Source organism: Kitasatospora sp. NPDC127111 (genome assembly GCF_042677465.1).
Taxonomy (GTDB): domain Bacteria; phylum Actinomycetota; class Actinomycetes; order Streptomycetales; family Streptomycetaceae; genus Kitasatospora.
This window is the reverse complement of record NZ_JBHXTG010000015.1, coordinates 14,791-29,177: the sequence shown is the minus strand read 5'-3', so window position 1 is coordinate 29,177 and position 14,387 is coordinate 14,791. Positions and strand designations below refer to the sequence as shown.

Here is a 14,387-nt window from a genome sequence, read left to right as displayed (position 1 = left end):
GGGGGCCCGGGGCCGTGCGGCTCGGGGGAGGGACGCACGGACCGTGGGGAGTGGCTCAGGCCTCGTGCAGGGCGGCGTCGGCGGGGGCCGAGCCGACGGGGGCGGGGCCGGTGGGGGTGGCGTCGGTGGCGGACGGTTCGTCGGCGGGTGCCTGCCGGAGGACGGGCCAGCGGATCCGGGTGGCGCAGAGCGAGACGATCGCCGCCGAGGCGGCCACCGCGCCCATGCCCCAGGTCAGGCTGCTGCCGTTGGCGATGAAGCCGATCACCGCCGGCCCGGCCAGCAGGCCGGTGGTGCCCATGGCGGCCACCAGCGACAGGGCGTCGGAGCCCTGCCGGGCCGCGGCCACGTACACGCAGGGGGTGACGGCGGCGACGCCCACACCGACGCACGCGAAGCCGAGCAGCGTCGGCACCAGGCCGCCGACGAGCAGGGCGAGCGCCAGGCCGCCGCCCGCCAGCAGGCTGCCGGCCCGGACGATCAGGCCGTCGCCGAGGCGGCTGCGCCAGCCGTCGGCGAAGATCCGGGCCAGCACCATCATGACCGACACGACCGCGATGCCCATCGGCGCCAACGACGGCGCCGCGTGCACGACGTCCTTGAGGTAGAGCGCCGACCAGTCGTTCATCGCGCCCTCGGTCACGGTGCCGAACACCATGGCGAGGCCCATCCAGAGCGTCACCCGGGAGGGGAGGGAGAGCCTGCGGCGCTTCCTCCCGGCCGGCGCCTCGGCGGGCCCCTCGGCCGGTGCCCCGGCGGCCCGGTCCTCCCGCAGCAGCCCCGGCTGGGCGAGGCCGAGCACCAGCACCAGCAGCGCGACGGCGAGGCCGAAGTGGACCGCGAGCGTGGTGGTGAACGCGGTGACGCCGGAGGCGAGCAGGGCGGCCAGCAGCGAGCCGCCGCTGAACGTCGCGTGCAGCCGGGACATCGCGGTCCGCCCGAACCGCTCCTCCAGCGCGGCGCCCTGCGCGTTCATCGCGACGTTCAGGCAGCCGACCGCGACGCCGTCGCAGAACACGACCAGCAGCGCGACCGGGTAGTCCGGCACCACGGAGAGCGCGAGCAGGACGGCGCCCAGCGCGAGCGCCGAGACGGTGGCCAGCACGCGCGAGCCCAGCCGCTTCATCAGCACCGCGACGAGCGGGAAGGAGACGGCGGCGCCGATGCCGCAGACCATCAGCAGCAGGCCGACCTCGGCCTCGCCCAGGCCGAGCCGGGTGCGCAGCGCGGGGAGCCGCGAGACCCAGGTCGCGTACTGGAAGCCGAGGAAGAGGAACAGTGCCGCGATGGCCAGTTGTGCCCGGCGGTAGTCGTCGCGAACGCGGAACAGGTGCATCAGCCCACTTCGACCTTCGGTGGTGACCCGGCCAGCGGGTCGTCGGTGTCCGCGACGGCGCGGACGAGGGGGAGCGGCTCGCTCGGCCGCAGCGGCATCGACATGTAGACCGCGCGGTCGCCGTAGCTCGCCGGGAGTACGACCCCGGGGTCGGCTCGGTAGCCGAGCGGGGTCCACAGGACGTCGCTGCCGCGGACGGCCACCAGCGAGATGGTGGCGAAGCCCCGCTCCCGGGCCGTCTCGGCCAGGTGGGCGAGCATGACCGGCGCCAGGCCCCGGCCGCGCAGCTCCTCGGCGATGACGAGGTCGTGCGCGTGCATGTTGCTCTCCCGGCCGGCGGGTGCCGCCCCGGTCGCCTCCGCCCGGCTCAGGTCCGGGCAGTGGAACAGCGGGTAGGGCAGGGCCAGCAGGTAGCCGCCGAACCGCCCCCGGTGCTCCAGCGCGAAGCAGGTGTCGGGCGAGGCCCGGCCGCGGGACTCCAGGGCGGCCCGGCCCTCGGACAGGCCGCTCGCGGCGTAGGCGCGCTCCTCCAGCGCGACCACGTCGTCCCAGTCGCCGGCGGCCAGCCGGCGGATGCGGATGTCGTCGGACATCTACTCGGTACCTCCCGTGGAGAGGCCGCCACCGCGGATGCAGGTGTACGGAAGCGGCTGGAAGCCGTTGAAGCCCTGGGTCGTGTAGGCGGTGGCGTACGCGCCGCAGGAGAAGATCCAGACCGGGTCCCCGGAGGCGGCGGCGGCCGGCACCGGGACCAGGCCGCCCTCGTCGGCGTACGCGTCGTCGCTGTCGCAGGTCGGACCGGCGACGACGGCCGGCACGTACGGCGGGTCCGGGTGGGTGGGGAACTCCAGCCGGTACTGCAGCTCGTCCATCTCGTAGAGGCCGTTGAACTTGCCGCAGCTCAGGTAGAGCCAGTGCTGCCGCTCGCCGGAGAGCTGCCGCCGCGCGGAAAGCCGCGAGACGTGGGCCCGGATCGCGCCGTGGTCGGCCACCAGGTGGCGGCCCGGCTCCAGGAGGAAGTCCAGCGGCGAGGCCGACACCTCCCGCAGGCGTTGCATGCCCGCCCGGAGCACGGCGAACATCTTGTCCAGCGGCGGGTCGAGCGGCCGGCCCCGCTTGTCCAGGACGCCGAGGGCGGGCAGGCCGCCGCCCAGGTTGACGTGGTCCAGGAGGATCCCCCGCCGGTTCAACGCCTCGGTCACCGCGGCCAGTTCGTCCAGCGCGCGCTGCCAGGCCTCGGACGTCATCTGCTGCGAGCCGACGTGGACGGAGAGACCGGACGGGGTGAGCCCCGCCGCCCGCGCCGCCTCCAGGACCAGCACGGCGTCCTCCGGCGAGCAGCCGAACTTCCGGCTGAGGCCCCAGAGCGCCCCCTCGCCGCTGGTCGCGAGCCGGCAGAACACCCGCGCCCCGGGGGCGTGGACGGCCAGCGCCGCCACGTCCGCCAGGCTGTCGGTCGCGAAGTCCCGGACGCCGAGCCGGTACGCCTCGGCGATGTTCCGGTCGGACTTGACGGTGTTGCCGTAGTGGATCCGCCCGGCCGGGACGCCCGCGCGCAGCGCCTGGGCGATCTCGTGCGGACTGGCCGCGTCGCAGCCGGCGCCGACCCGCGCCAGGGCGGCGAGCACCTCGTCCACCGGGCACGCCTTCATGGCGAACCGGACGGAGACGCCGGGCAGTTCGCGCAGCAGCGCGGCGTACTGGCCCTCGATCCCGTCGAGGTCGTAGACGATCCGGTCGTGGGTGGAGGCGGCCAGGGCGGCCCGCAGCGTGGTGGTGTGACGCATCGTCAGCATCGTCGTGAACCCGCCCGGTTACCGCTGCGGCCGGTCGAGGCCGGTGTCGCGGGCGGCCGCGACCAGCGGGCCCCACGCCTCGATGAGCCGGGCGAACGACTCGGCGTCCGCCTGCGCCTCGTCCAGCAGCCGTGCCCGCCGGGGCGCCAGGTGGTCGGCGAACTCGGCGTACTTGCCGCCGAGCCGGCGGTAGCAGTCGTCGAGGACGGCCAGCCGCCGGTGGTTCTCGGCGCGGTCGGCGCCGGTGCTGCGCCGCACCGAGTCCAGCACGGCGTCGACCCGGACGCGGTGCCGCTCGTCCAGCAGGTCGCCGAGCGCCTCCTCCAGGTCGGAGTAGACCGGGTAGAGGTAGAGCATCGACAGCAGGAACTTGGTGAACCGCAGCTGGTAGGCGGTGAAGCCGGGGCCGGTCCGCCGCTCGGGGGTGTAGTAGTTCACGATGTTGCGGTTGTGCACGACGCCGGGGAGCGTCGCGTCGCGGACCACGTGCAGCAGGAAGTAGTCGCTGCCGATGGTGTCGGTCGCGGGCGGCAGCGGGATCCGCTCGTAGACCTCGTGGTCGAGGCCGATGTTGCACATGTCCACCCGCCAGATGTCCGGCAGGTCCAGGACGGAACGGTCGGCCGTGAAGGGCTCGGTGCCCGCGCCGACGAAGGAGTCGTCCACCAGCTCGCGCCGCTCCTCCTCCGAGGCACCGGCCGGGGCCCAGAGGCCCACCACCTTGTAGTAGAGCTCCTCGTCCAGCTCGCGGATCTCGCCGATGTCGACGGAGAGTTCACCGACGAAGGAGCTGCCGACCATCGCCACCGGCTTCTCCGCGTGCACCGGGTCGAGCAGCGTCTCGGTGACGCCGGCGGCGGCGTCGGCGGCGCGTCTGCCGAGGGAGAGCAGTTCGTGGTGGATCGGGAACACCGGTTCGCCGTCGAGGAGTTGGTAGGCGCTGTCGGAGTCGCGGCGGTGGACGGAGGTGCAGCCGAGGGCGGCGGCGAGCAGGAACGCGCGGTTGGTGCAGGCGCCGTAGGAGACGGCGTCCGGGAGCATCAGGTCGAGCAGGTCGTCCGGTCCGGCGGCGCCGGAGCGGCGGATCACCGTGCGGAGGAAGGCGCGCTGCCGCTCCTCGTCCAGGTGGTGGACGGTGACGCCGGCTTGGGGGGGAAGGGCGGCGGCGGCCTTGGCGTGCACGGCGAAGGTCGGTGCGTCGGAGGAGTCCAGGATCAGCAGGTGGACGTCGGCGCCGAACCGTCCCGCCGCGTACGCCGCCTCTTCGCCGATCGCCGCGATGGTGTCGGCGCAGGGCCGGTTGGTGGGCAGGGTCAGGCAGATCTTGCGCATGCCGGTCTTCCGGTTCACCGTTCGGCGTCCTGCTCGTCCGTGGGCCGGTCGGCGTGCCGGGCCGTGCGCCGAGTCGTGCGTTCGTCGGCGCGCTGTTCCGGGCGCGCGTCCGGGTGCTCGCGGTCGGGCCCGTGCCACGACTCCAGACCGAGCAGCTTCGCGCCGAGCCCGTTCAGCTCCGCCCGGCCGTACCGCAGGGACTCGTGCCGGCGCGCGTCGCCGAGCAGCGTCCTGTTCCAGGTCGGGGTGGAGAGGTCGCGCCAGGACGCGATCCGCGAGCGCCGCAGCTCCTCGTGCTCCTCCAGCGCCGGCATCATCGACAGGTACTGCACCGCCCGGACGCCGTCCGCCGAGGTGTTCCGGGCGACGCCGTGGGCCAGCAGGCCGTTCCAGATCAGCAGGTCGCCCGCCTTCAACTCGGGTCGCACCACCGGGAACTCGGCGCGGTCGACGGCGGGCCGGATCGGGTCCCGGTCGGCCGGCTGGGCCGCCTGCCACGCGTTGAACCGCCGGAACAGCTCCGGGTTGCACTGGAAGCCGCCGTGGTCCGGCCGGGTGTCGTTGAGCGCGATGATGCCCTGGACGCGCTGCGGCAGCATGCCGAGCGTGGTGTCGACGTCCCAGTGCAGCTCGATGTCGAAGCCCCGGTCGGTCGGCTCGATCAGCGCGCGGTCGCGGTTCCTGACGTTCGGCGGGTTGAGGTTGAGCCGGTCCAGCGTGACCCACAGCTCCTCGCAGTCCCAGACGTCCACGAAGGCGTCGTAGACCCGCTGCGCCTGCCGGCTGTCCCAGATCAGCTGGTGCTGGTAGGCCTCCACGAACCCGTAGACGTGCAGGTGCTGGTCCAGCTCGTCGCGGAACTCGCGCTCCTCGTACCAGGTTTCCGGATCCTCCCGGTCCAGCCCCTGGAAGTCCCACGCGAAGTCGAGCAGCCGCTCGGCCGCCTCGGCGGGGATCGCCTGCGGCACGACCACGTAGCCGTACGTCTGCCAGAAGGCGAAGTCCTCCTCGGACAGCACGCGCAGCGGCCGTGACTTCTCGATGTCCTTCAGCGGCGTCCGGGCGAGGTAGGACTCGCCGTCGTTGCTGAAGTAGGGGCGCTCCGACGCGGCCCGGTAGAGATATCCGTCAGGGGCGGGCATGCGATCACTCCAAGGATCGGAAGACTTCGTGCGGCCAGGTGGGCAACTGCGGCCTGGCGGTGGGGTGGTGGGGCAGTGGCGGTGCGGGGGTCGGTGCGCGGCGCCCGCTGGACGGGGGCGCGTGTGCGGGCAGGGCGCGGCGGCGGCTCGGATCGGTGACGTGGAGGTCCGGGGGCCGCTCCGGTCTGGTGTCGTGAACCGAACGGGCGCCGGACGAGGGATGCCGGGGCTGTCCGGACGGCAACGGCATCGTCCGGACGGGGAAAGGGGAACGGGGAACGGGGAACGGTGCGGGTGGCGGGGCTGCCGGGTGACGAGGGAGGTCGCGGGTGACGGCGGTTCCCGGTGGTCTCGCCCGGCCGGGCGATCGGTGCGGTCCGCCGTGGAGCCGGGGCCGGAGCCGGAGCCAGGGCCGGGGCCGGAGCCGGGGCCGGGATTCCTTCCTCCTTCTGCTGCTGCGCGCCCCTCGCGGGTCGTTGACGCGCCCGGCGGACACGCGGCGACGGTGGCCAACTCGCCTGCCCGGCAGGGCGTCTGGCCAGGACTTCCGGTGTTCTCGAACTTGCTTTCCCCTACCGTGGACTAGACCAACTTCTGGTGTCAACCCTTGTTCCACGGAGGCCGGACGGCGACGGCACGGACGTGCGGAAGGGTGGTGACCTGCACCGGAGGCGCCGCAAGGGATCCGGGCCCCGGGGCTCGGCGGCGGGTGTGCCCGGAAGGGCAGCGCCCGCTGCCCGCTCGGGCACGGCGGCCGGGGCGGGGGTCGGCCCGGGGCCAGGGGTTCGAGGTGATCGGCTGCCGCGGGCTCCGAGGTCACCGCGGCGAACTCAGCGGTGAACCGGCGCACTTCTTCGGCGACGTGGTCGGCGGGGACGGCGCGTACACATCTCCCGCCACTACCAACCTATAGCGCACCCGGGGCCTTGCGGCAAGGCCCCAGGGGCGGCGGAGAATCGTCGGCCTACGGCAGAACCCGCGGAAAAAAATGAGCATTCGCGACATGCATGCGCACCTGTGAGATCGGAACCGGTGATATGAACCCCTTGGCCACCAGTGCGTTCGACCTCCCCGACCGCCTCGCTCCCAAGGCCGACCCCCTGCTGATCGCCGGCGACGAGCGGCACTTCGCGGCCATCGCGGAGAGCCTGGAGCTGTCGATCGCCGACCTGTCCGACCGCCTCGACGCCGTGCGCAGGGCGCCCGGCGGGGCCGGCCGGGAGGCGATGGACCGGGACGCGGAGGTCCACCGGCTGACCGGTCGCCTGCGCGCCCTGCGGCGCTTCGGCCTGGACCTCTGCCTCGGCCACATCGTCGGCGCGGAGGATGCCGAGCCCGTGTACATCGGACGGCTCGGCCTCACCGACAGTGAGGGCCGCCGACTGCTGGTCGACTGGCGTTCCCCCGCCGCCGAGCCGTTCTTCGCGGCCACCCACGCCAACCCGATGGGTCTGACGAGCCGGCGCCGGTACCGTTGGACCCGCGGCCGGATCAGCGACTACTGGGACGAGGTGTTCACCGCCGACGGGCTGGAGGGGCGCGCCGCGCTCGACGACCAGTCCGCCTTCATCGCCAGCCTGGGCGGCAGCCGGTCGACCCGGATGCGGGACGTGCTCGCCACCATCCAGGCCGACCAGGACGCGATCATCCGGGCGGGCTCGCGCGGCGCCCTCGTCGTGGACGGCGGCCCGGGAACGGGGAAGACCGTCGTCGCCCTGCACCGCTCCGCCCACCTGCTCTACTCCGACCCCCGCCTCGGTCACCGGCGCGGCGGCGTGCTGTTCGTCGGCCCGCACCAGCCCTACCTGGCCTACGTCGCCGACGTCCTGCCCAGCCTGGGCGAGGAGGGCGTGCAGACCTGCACCGTGCGGGACCTCGTCGCGGAGGGGGCCGGGGCGGCGGTCGAGAGCGACCCGGAGGTCGCCCGCCTGAAGTCGACCGCGGACATGGTGAAGGCGATCGAGCGGGCCGTCCGGATCTACGAGGAGCCGCCCACCGAGGGGATGACGGTCTCCACCGACTGGTCCGACCTCTGGCTGAGCGCCGAGGACTGGGCCGAGGCCTTCGACGCCCCGGAACCCGGCACCCCGCACAACGCGGCGCGTGAGCAGATCTGGGACGAGCTGGTCACCATCCTGATGGACAAGCAGGACGACGAGGACGTCCCGCCCGAGGAGTTCCGCCGGGCGCTGATGCGGGACGAGGAGCTGGTCACGACCCTCCACCGCGCGTGGCCGCTGATCGAGGCGGCCGACCTGGTCGGCGACCTGTGGACGGTGCCCGCCTACCTGCGGCTGTGCGCGCCCTGGCTCGGTCCCGACGAGGTCCGGAAGCTGCGGCGCGCGGACGCCCAGGCCTGGACGGTGTCCGACCTGCCGCTCCTCGACGCGGCCCGGCAGCGGCTCGGCGACCCGGAGGCGGCGCGCCGGAAGCGCCGGCACGACGCCGCCGTCGCCGCCGAACGCGCGCGGATGGCCGACGTCATCGACCACCTGCTCCAGGCCGACGACGACGGCGAGGGCGCGGTCACGATGCTGCGTGGACAGGACCTGAGGGACAGTCTGGTCGACGGGACCGCGCTGCCCACCGTCGACCCGGACCGGCTGGCCGGCCCGTTCGCGCACATCGTCGTGGACGAGGCACAGGAACTGACCGACGCCGAGTGGCAGATGCTGCTGCTCCGCTGCCCGTCCCGGAGCTTCACCGTCGTCGGGGACCGCGCCCAGTCCCGGCACGGGTTCACCGAGTCGTGGCGGGAACGCCTGGAGCGGATCGGCCTCGACCGGATCACCGTGACCTCGCTGGGCATCAACTACCGGACGCCGGCGGAGGTCATGGCGGAGGCCGAGCCGGTCATCCGGGCGGTGCTCCCGGACGCCAACGTGCCGACGTCCGTCCGCAGCAGTGGTCTCCCCGTCGTGCACGGGGACGTGTCCGAGCTGGACGCCGTCCTCGACGGCTGGCTCGCCGCGCACGCCGACGGGGTCGCCTGCGTCATCGGCGACGCGGAGTTCCGGCCGACGCCGCGGGTGCGCTCGCTGACTCCGGAGCTGTCGAAGGGCCTCGAGTTCGACCTGGTCGTCCTCGTCGACCCGGAGAACTTCGGCGCGGGGGTCGCGGGGGCGGTCGACCGCTACGTGGCGATGACCCGGGCGACCGGGCGGCTCGTGGTCCTCACCAGCTCCTGACGCCCGCCGGGGCCGGGCCGGGCGATCCCGCAACGGACGCGGGCCCGGCCCCGGCGCGAGGTGAGCGGACCTGGCGCGGTGAGCGGACCTGGCCGGCCCGCCGAGGGCGGACCGGCCAGGATCACCGGTGACCGAGTGGGCTCAGCCCCAGCGGTGCATGTTGTTCTCGGCGTCCTCGCAGGCCTGGGCCTGGGCGTCGAGGATGTTGGCCTGCCGGTCGTAGCCCTGGCTGCGCAGCTGGTGGGCGCGGTTCCGCATCGCGTTGACGTCGCAGGTGACGGTCCCGGCGGAGGCGCTCTGCGCGGGGGCGACGGCCAGCAGGGCGCCGGCCGCGATGGTGGCGGCGACGGCGGCGGTCGAAAGGCGTCGAAGCATGGTTCTCCTTCGAAGAGGGATGGGACGGGCGCAACCGCGGTTGACTACCCGTCAGTAACTCTAACCCAAGTGATCTTGTGTCAATGACCATCGACCCTCTGGAATATGGCGTCACTGTGGCCAATCGCCTCTGAAACCATGGAGATTGGCGCCATCGTGAGGTGATTTACTCGGTGCGGCCTGCCGGGGCGGGAGCGCGGGGAGGGAGCTGTCCGGCGACGATCGCGGCGAGTGAGAGGCCGAAGCCCAGCAGCTGGACCGGGCCGAGCGTCTGCCCGAGGAGCACGGCGCCGAGGGCGGCGGCGACCAGCGGGGAGAGCAGGCCGAGTACCGCGACCGAGGTCACCGGCAGGGTGGCGATGCCCTGGAACCAGAGGAGGTAGGTGAGCAGGCCGCCGACCAGGCCCAGCCAGAGGTAGCCGAGGGCGGCCCGGGAGTCGATCGCGGGCGGTGCGCCCTCGGCCAGGGCGGTGACCGGGGCCAGGAAGAGGCCTCCGGCGGTGAGTTGCCAGCCGGCGAACGCCAGGGGGCCGACCCCGGCGGGGCGTCCCCAGCGCTTGGTGAGCGTGACGCCGAGCCCCATCGTGACCGCACCGGCCAGGCCCGCCGCGATGCCGACGGTGTCGAGGGCCGCGTTCGGTCCGATCACGACGAGGCCGACGCCGACGAGGCCCGTCAGCCCCCAGCCGAGACGCCGGGCGGAGAGGCGTTCGTGGAGCACCGTGACGGCCAGGAGGGTGACGACGAGGGGCTGGGCCGCGGACAGGGTGGCGGCGACGCCGCCCGGCAGGCGTTCGGCCGCGAGGAAGAGGGGCGGCATGAACAGACCGATGTTGAGCACGCCGAGCACCGCGGCCTTGCCCCACCAGGCTCCGCGCGGCAGCGTCCGGGTCACGGCGAGTGCGATCAGGCCGGCGGGCAGTGCGCGCAGGAGCCCGGCGAACAGCGGGTGCCCGGGCGGGAGGAACTCCGTGGTGACGACGTAGGTCGTGCCCCACACCGCGGGAGCGAGCGCCGTCAGGGCGGTGCGGGGGAGGGGGCCGCGGGTTCCGGGGCGGATGCCGGTGGTGTCGCCGGAGGCCCTGAGGGCGGTCTGACTCGTCATGGCTCGAAGTCTCGCCCGGCAGCGATCGATGAGTCCAAGACATGTTTGTCAGTCCATCGATCGCGATCCACGATGGATCCATGGAGCTTCAGCAGATGCGGTACGTCGTCGCCGTCGCCGAGACGAACAGCTTCACCCGGGCCGCCGAGCGGTGTCTGGTGGTCCAGTCCGCGCTCAGCCACCAGATCGCGCGCCTGGAACGGGAGCTGGGCGCTCGGCTGTTCGAGCGCACCAGCCGGCGGGTGCGGCTGACGCCGGCCGGTGCGGCGTTCCTCCCGGCCGCCCGGCAGTGCCTGGACGCCGCCGAACGGGCGGCCGCCGAGGTGGCGGCGGCGGTGGGCGAGGTGCGGGGGCGGCTCGCGGTCGGGCTGATCCCGACGGTCACGGCGGCCGACGTCCCGGGGGCGCTGCGCGACTTCCGCGCGCGGTACCCGCACGTGCGCGTCAGCCTGCGGGTCGGGGCGAGCGACGAGCTCATGGAGCAGGTCCGGGAGGGCGTCCTCGACGTGGCCTTCCTCGGGCTGCCGACCACGGCGCGGCTCCCCGGCCTCGCCGCCCGCGAGCTCCTGCGGGACCGGCTGGTCGCGGTGGTCGCGCCGGACCATCCGCTCGCCGGCGAGCCGGCGGTCGACCTCCGCAGGCTGTCCACGGAGGTGTTCGTGGACCTGCCGGCCGGGACGGCCGGGCGCGTCCAGTCCGACCAGGCCTTCGCGGCCGCCGGTCTGGGCCGTGACGTCGCGTTCGAAGTGAGCACCGCGGACTTCATCGTCCGGCTGGTCGCGCAAGGCCTCGGCGTCGCGATGCTCCCCGCCGCCTTCGTGCCGCAACTCACCGGCGTGACCACCGTCGAGGTCACCGACGCGCCGGCCCGGGTCGAGTACGTCGTCCGGAACCGCGTCGGCAGCACGCCGGCCGCGGCGGCCTTCCTCGGCCTGCTCGGTCCGGACGGCGGGTGAGCCCCGGGCCCGCGCCGACCGTCGGCGCAGGCCCGAGGGCCTGCCGGCGGCCCCTGTCGACCTGGACTCCGCACGCCGTCACCTGCCGCACGTCCCGCAGTCCGGGGCGCCCGGGGGCGCGGGCGGTACCGGGCCCTCCACGAGCTCCAGGATCCACACGCCCAGGGCGGCCACCAGGGCCATCACCCCGAGGAGCGCGAGGAACAGGAACAGCGGGTGCGCCGGGGTTTCGAGCGGGAGCCGCATCCATCGGAGCGGAACCTCGTGCCGCAGTCGGTCCAGATCGGCCTGGGCGGCGCGGCCCTCCGGGGTGTCGGTGCGCTGCCACGGCTCCACCTCGGCGTCGCCGTCGGCGATCAGTGCGGCCACGGCGTGCACGTCGTCCGCCCGGTAGCGCGGGGCGTCCGGGAGCGGGTGTGCGGACGCGATCTCGGTCCGGACGCCGTTGGCCTGCGCCACGCTCCTGACGCAACCCGGGGAGATCTGCGGCCACAGCCGTTCGACCTCGGCCGGGGAGAGCCACTCGTCGTGTCGCCGGTCGTCCGGCTCTCCCCCCGGGGTTCCCTCGGCTTCCGACGCCACCTCGCAGCCCCCTCGCCCGTCGCCGGTGCCCCTGGTGGGCGTCCCGGCGTTCCGTTGTCGTCAATGCACCTTCCCCCCGGTGGGGTTGGGAAGCGCTCGCAGTGCGCCCGGTTGCGCGGGGCCGGCCGACGCCGGACGCCGCGCGGTGCGCGGCAGGGCCCCGGCCGCAGGGGCGGGTCGCTGGGGGGAACGACCGCCGTCCCGGGGTGAGCGCAGCTGCCTCCCCGTCACGCTCCGCCGCCCCCCGCGGGTGCTCGGCCGGCGGATCGGGCGGGTGAGGACCCGGTTCGCGCCGGCCTCCGTGCCGTCCTGCGAGGAGTCCACCGCGAGCCGGGGGACAGCACTGCGTCACCACCCGTGGCGGGGGCGTGAGAGCCGGGCGGGAGCGCGGTCCGCCGGATCCGGCCGGTCCCCACGGGCGTGTGTCAGGCTGGTGGGGAAGGGGCTGGAGCACGACCGAGGTCGGGAGGCTCACGATGGCCGAGATCAGGGTGAACGGGGTGTCGCTGTACTACGAGGCCCGGGGGTCCGGGCCCGGGGTGGTGCTGGTGCACGGGTCCTGGAGCGACGCCGACAGCTGGGCGCGGGTGGTGCCCGGCCTGGCCGAGCAGGCCGGCGTCGTCGCGTACGACCGGCGCGGGCACAGCCGCAGCGAGGACCTGCTCACCCAGGGGTCGGTGCACGAGGACGCGGCCGACCTGGCCGGCCTGATCCAGGCACTCGGCCTCGCGCCCGCCTTCGTCTGCGGGGACGCCTACGGCTCGCTGATCGCGCTCCGGCTGGCCGCCGCCCGGCCGGACCTGCTGCGCGGCCTCGCGGCGCACGAGCCGCCGGCGACGTCGCTGCTGCTCGCCGACCCCGACCTGCGGCCGATCGGGACCGCCTACGCCGCGCGGGTCGCCGCCGTCCGGGAGCTGCTGGAACAGGCGGAGTCGGCGGCCGCGGCGGAAACGTACGTCGAGACGCTCGCGTACGGGCCGGGGGCGTGGGCCCAGCTGCCCGCACCGATCCGGCACACGTACATCCGCAACGCGCCGACCTACCTGGACGAGCTGCGGGACCCGGACGCGCTGGACCTCGACCTCGCCGCGCTCGCCCGCTTCACCGAGCCCGCCCTGCTCACCCAGAGCGACGACAGCGCGCCGATGTACGGCGAGGTGCTCGACCTGATCGACCTCGCGCTGCCGAAGGCCGAGCGGCACCTGTACGAGGGCGGCGGTCACGCTCCGCACCTGTCGCAGCCGGAGGAGTGGGTGCGGGTGACCCTGCCGCGCATCCTGGGGTGACGCGCGGGGCGCACCGGGCGCGGGTCCGGCGTGGGTCGGGCGTGCTCGCGGTCCGGCCCTGGGGCTCAGCCGCCGAGGGAGGTGCGGACCGCGTCGATCAGCCGGTTGGCGCGGGCGTCGCCGTGGCCGATCATGCGGTTGGCGACGTAGGCGAAGCCGACGCCGAACTCGTCGTCACCGAAGGCGAACTGGCCGCCGGCGCCGTCGTTGCCGAAGCTGCGCGCGCCGAGCAGCGGGCGGAACGACGGCGAGTCCAGCAGCACGCCGGAGCCCCAGCGGGCACCCATGTCGAAGCCCAGGAAGCCGGCGCCGGAGGAGAGTTCGCGAACGGCGTCGGTCACGGTGGCGGGGGAGAGCAGGCGCTCGCCGCCGTCCACTCCGGTCACCGCCGCCGCGTACACGCCGGCCAGGCCGGTCGCGGAGGCGACGGCACCCGCGCCGGGCAGCTCGATCGCGTGCAGGTCGGGGTCGTTCCAGCCGTGCGGCTCCTCCAGGCCGGGGAAGGCCAGGGCGCCGTTCATGGTGACGATCCGGGTCAGCAGGTGCTCGGGGCCGGGCATCGGGCGGCGTCCCTCGGCCTCCGCCAGCCGGGCCAGTCGGCCGAGCTCGGTGCCGGGCAGGCCGATCCAGGCGTCCAGGCCCAGCGGCCCGCCGATCTCCCGGCGGAAGAACGCCCCCGGGGTCAGGCCGGTGATCCGCCGGATCACCTCGCCGACCAGGAAGCCGAGCACGTGGCCGTGGTACTCGTACGTCGTCCCGGGCTCCCAGAGGAGTCGCTGCGCCTCGATCGCGCGGACGACGGGCGTCCAGGCGGCGATCTCCTCGAAGCCGAGCACCGCGTCCAGGGCGGGGATGCCCGCGCGGTGGCCGAGCACCATCCGGCAGGTGACGGCCTCCTTGCCGTGCTGCGCGAACTCCGGCCAGTAACGGCTCACCGGGGCGTCGAGGTCCAGCCGGCCCTGCTGGGCCAGCAGGTGGGCACAGACGGCGACCAGTCCCTTGGCGCAGGAGAAGACCGGGACGAGGGTGTCCTGCTGCCAGGCGCGCCCGGTGCGTTCGTCCGCCACTCCGCCCCACAGCTCGGCGACCTTCCGCCCGTCGGCGAACACCGTGACGGCGGAGCCGAGTTCGGGGAAGTCGGCGTGGTTGCGGGCGAAGGCGTCGGCGACGGCGCCGAACCGCTCGTCGGCCCAGCCGTGGAGGTGCTTCACGGTAGTCGTCCTGTTCTCGGGGTGGGGTTCTTCGGGTGCGACGCTTCGGACCGGCACGGCTGCGCCGCGACCTTGATC

The 14,387-nt window shown here is 74.3% G+C and carries 12 protein-coding genes; 3 read left to right on the top strand and 9 right to left on the bottom strand.

Annotation, left to right across the window (positions count from 1 at the left end):
• Positions 1 to 55 precede the first annotated feature (55 nt).
• Genes ACFVHB_RS12585 through ACFVHB_RS12565 form a run of 5 tightly spaced genes read right to left on the bottom strand, consistent with a single transcriptional unit; the run spans position 56 to position 5,606 of the window.
• Entirely contained in the window at positions 56 to 1,336 is a 1,281-nt protein-coding gene (locus ACFVHB_RS12585) for an MFS transporter (protein WP_380319420.1), read from the bottom strand.
• Positions 1,336 to 1,929 (bottom strand): GNAT family N-acetyltransferase, encoded by a 594-nt coding sequence (locus ACFVHB_RS12580; protein WP_380319417.1) that lies wholly within the window; start codon positions 1,927 to 1,929, stop codon positions 1,336 to 1,338. Before ACFVHB_RS12580 ends, ACFVHB_RS12585 begins: the two co-directional genes overlap by 1 nt.
• Complete coding sequence (locus tag ACFVHB_RS12575) at positions 1,930 to 3,123, bottom strand: type III PLP-dependent enzyme (protein ID WP_380319414.1); 1,194 nt, start codon at positions 3,121 to 3,123, stop codon at positions 1,930 to 1,932. It abuts the gene before it with no gap.
• Positions 3,124 to 3,150: 27 nt separating this feature from the next.
• Positions 3,151 to 4,464: a DUF6271 family protein gene (locus ACFVHB_RS12570; protein ID WP_380319678.1), complete on the bottom strand. Its 1,314-nt coding sequence runs from the start codon at positions 4,462 to 4,464 to the stop codon at positions 3,151 to 3,153.
• A gap of 14 nt (positions 4,465 to 4,478) precedes the next feature.
• A complete protein-coding gene (locus ACFVHB_RS12565; RefSeq protein WP_380319411.1) occupies positions 4,479 to 5,606 on the bottom strand; it encodes a phytanoyl-CoA dioxygenase family protein in 1,128 nt (375 codons plus the stop codon).
• Positions 5,607 to 6,643: 1,037 nt separating this feature from the next.
• Between ACFVHB_RS12565 and helR the strand changes: the two genes are divergently transcribed.
• Complete coding sequence (gene helR / locus ACFVHB_RS12560; RefSeq protein WP_380319408.1) at positions 6,644 to 8,794, top strand: RNA polymerase recycling motor ATPase HelR; 2,151 nt, start codon at positions 6,644 to 6,646, stop codon at positions 8,792 to 8,794.
• A 141-nt stretch (positions 8,795 to 8,935) separates the two neighbouring features.
• Here helR and ACFVHB_RS12555 read toward each other — a convergent pair whose 3' ends face one another.
• A complete protein-coding gene (locus ACFVHB_RS12555; protein ID WP_380319405.1) occupies positions 8,936 to 9,169 on the bottom strand; it encodes a hypothetical protein in 234 nt (77 codons plus the stop codon).
• A 166-nt stretch (positions 9,170 to 9,335) separates the two neighbouring features.
• Positions 9,336 to 10,169 (bottom strand): EamA family transporter, encoded by an 834-nt coding sequence (locus tag ACFVHB_RS12550; protein WP_380319675.1) that lies wholly within the window; start codon positions 10,167 to 10,169, stop codon positions 9,336 to 9,338.
• A 185-nt stretch (positions 10,170 to 10,354) separates the two neighbouring features.
• Between ACFVHB_RS12550 and ACFVHB_RS12545 the strand changes: the two genes are divergently transcribed.
• Entirely contained in the window at positions 10,355 to 11,230 is an 876-nt protein-coding gene (locus tag ACFVHB_RS12545) for a LysR family transcriptional regulator (protein WP_380319402.1), read from the top strand.
• 78 nt (positions 11,231 to 11,308) lie between these two features.
• Here the strand turns inward: ACFVHB_RS12545 and ACFVHB_RS12540 are convergent, their stop codons facing one another.
• Positions 11,309 to 11,812, bottom strand: coding sequence for a hypothetical protein (locus ACFVHB_RS12540; RefSeq protein ID WP_380319399.1), 504 nt, complete (start codon positions 11,810 to 11,812; stop codon positions 11,309 to 11,311).
• A 476-nt stretch (positions 11,813 to 12,288) separates the two neighbouring features.
• Here ACFVHB_RS12540 and ACFVHB_RS12535 point away from each other — a divergent pair, with 476 nt between their 5' ends.
• Positions 12,289 to 13,098 carry an alpha/beta fold hydrolase gene (locus ACFVHB_RS12535; protein WP_380319396.1) on the top strand — a complete coding sequence of 270 codons (810 nt, stop codon included), beginning with the start codon at positions 12,289 to 12,291 and terminating at the stop codon, positions 13,096 to 13,098.
• 65 nt (positions 13,099 to 13,163) lie between these two features.
• Here ACFVHB_RS12535 and ACFVHB_RS12530 read toward each other — a convergent pair whose 3' ends face one another.
• On the bottom strand, positions 13,164 to 14,309 hold the full coding sequence (locus ACFVHB_RS12530; protein WP_380319393.1) for a serine hydrolase domain-containing protein: 1,146 nt from the start codon (positions 14,307 to 14,309) through the stop codon (positions 13,164 to 13,166).
• Positions 14,310 to 14,387: the final 78 nt, after the last annotated feature.

Coding starts and splice junctions, on each gene's coding strand:
- ACFVHB_RS12565 (WP_380319411.1), bottom strand. CDS start 5,606: ATGCCCGCCCCTGACGGATATCTCTACCGGGCCGCGTCGGAGCGCCCC.
- ACFVHB_RS12570 (WP_380319678.1), bottom strand. CDS start 4,464: ATGCGCAAGATCTGCCTGACCCTGCCCACCAACCGGCCCTGCGCCGAC.
- ACFVHB_RS12575 (WP_380319414.1), bottom strand. CDS start 3,123: ATGCGTCACACCACCACGCTGCGGGCCGCCCTGGCCGCCTCCACCCAC.
- ACFVHB_RS12545 (WP_380319402.1), top strand. CDS start 10,355: ATGGAGCTTCAGCAGATGCGGTACGTCGTCGCCGTCGCCGAGACGAAC.
- ACFVHB_RS12585 (WP_380319420.1), bottom strand. CDS start 1,336: ATGCACCTGTTCCGCGTTCGCGACGACTACCGCCGGGCACAACTGGCC.
- ACFVHB_RS12555 (WP_380319405.1), bottom strand. CDS start 9,169: ATGCTTCGACGCCTTTCGACCGCCGCCGTCGCCGCCACCATCGCGGCC.
- helR (WP_380319408.1), top strand. CDS start 6,644: ATGAACCCCTTGGCCACCAGTGCGTTCGACCTCCCCGACCGCCTCGCT.
- ACFVHB_RS12580 (WP_380319417.1), bottom strand. CDS start 1,929: ATGTCCGACGACATCCGCATCCGCCGGCTGGCCGCCGGCGACTGGGAC.
- ACFVHB_RS12535 (WP_380319396.1), top strand. CDS start 12,289: ATGGCCGAGATCAGGGTGAACGGGGTGTCGCTGTACTACGAGGCCCGG.